At 78.7% G+C, this 1,162-nt stretch carries 1 protein-coding gene; it reads left to right on the top strand.

The genetic code is table 11. The features are described 5' to 3' along the window. Positions 1-1,162 (top strand): aminotransferase class V-fold PLP-dependent enzyme (locus tag GTR00_RS21355; RefSeq protein ID WP_166613511.1); only part of this gene is annotated, 1,162 nt, incomplete at both ends.

The raw sequence follows: 1,162 nt of genomic DNA, 5'->3' as shown, positions 1-1,162 counted from the left end.
CGTGGCCCGGGTGCTGCCGCACTACGCCAGCGTGCACCGCGGCGCGGGCTACCTCTCGCGGGTCTCGACGGAGCTGTTCGAGTCCGCGCGCGGGGCGGTGGGGCGCTTCGTGGGGGCCCGCCCGGACGACGTGGTCGTCTTCACCCGCAGCACCACCGACGCCCTGGACCTGCTCTCGCGCGCCGTGCCGGCCGGCGGGCGCGTGCTGGTGGCGGACGTGGAGCACCACGCCAACCTGCTGCCCTGGCAGCGCTCGGCGCGCACGACGGTGGTGCCCGGCGGCCCGGACGCGGCGAGCACGGCGGCGGCGCTGGAGGCGGAGCTGGCCACGGGCGGCTACGCCCTGCTGGCGGTGACGGGCGCCTCCAACGTCACCGGCGAGGTGCTCCCGCTGCGGCGGCTGGCGCGCGCCGCGCACGCCGCCGGCGCCCGCATCGCCGTGGACGGCGCCCAGCTGGTCCCGCACCGGCGGGTGGACCTGGCCGGCGCGGACCTGGACTGGATCGCCTTCTCCGGGCACAAGCTGTACGCGCCCTTCGGCTCGGGGGCGCTGGTCGGCCGGCGGGACTGGCTGGACGCGGCCGAGCCGTACCTGGCCGGCGGCGGCGCGACGCTGGACGTCGGCGTGGACGTCGTGCGCTGGGCCAGCGGCCCGGAGCGCCACGAGGCCGGCTCCCCCAACGTGATCGGCGTGGTGGCCCTGGCCCGCGCCTGCACCGCGCTGGGCGCGCTGCCCGCCGGGGCGCTGGAGGAGCACGAGGCGGCGCTGCGCGAGCGCCTGGTGGACGGGCTGGGCGCGCTGCCGCGGGTGCGGGTGGTGCGCCCGGACGCCGAGGACGCCGTGGGGGTCGTCACGTTCACCGTGGAGGGGCACCCGTCCTCGGAGGTCGCGGCGTACCTGTCGGCCGAGCACGGGATCGGCGTGCGCGACGGGCGCTTCTGCGCGCACCGGTTCGCGGACTCCCTGGGGCTGTCCTCCGGCGCGCTGCGCGCCAGCACCGGCGTGGGGACCGGCTCGGCGGACGTGGACCGGCTCGTGGCGGCGCTGGAGCAGTTCCTCACCGTCGGCCCGCAGTTGCGGTACGCGGTGGTCGACGGTTCCTGGGGCCCCGTGGACGACCCGCGGCCCGACCCCGCGGGCTTCCTCGGCAGCGACGAGGGG

Origin of the sequence: Kineococcus indalonis (assembly GCF_009906395.1) — a bacterium.
Lineage (GTDB): Bacteria > Actinomycetota > Actinomycetes > Actinomycetales > Kineococcaceae > Kineococcus > Kineococcus indalonis.
Note: the sequence above shows the minus strand (reverse complement) of the source record. Positions and strands in the feature narration are given on the sequence as shown.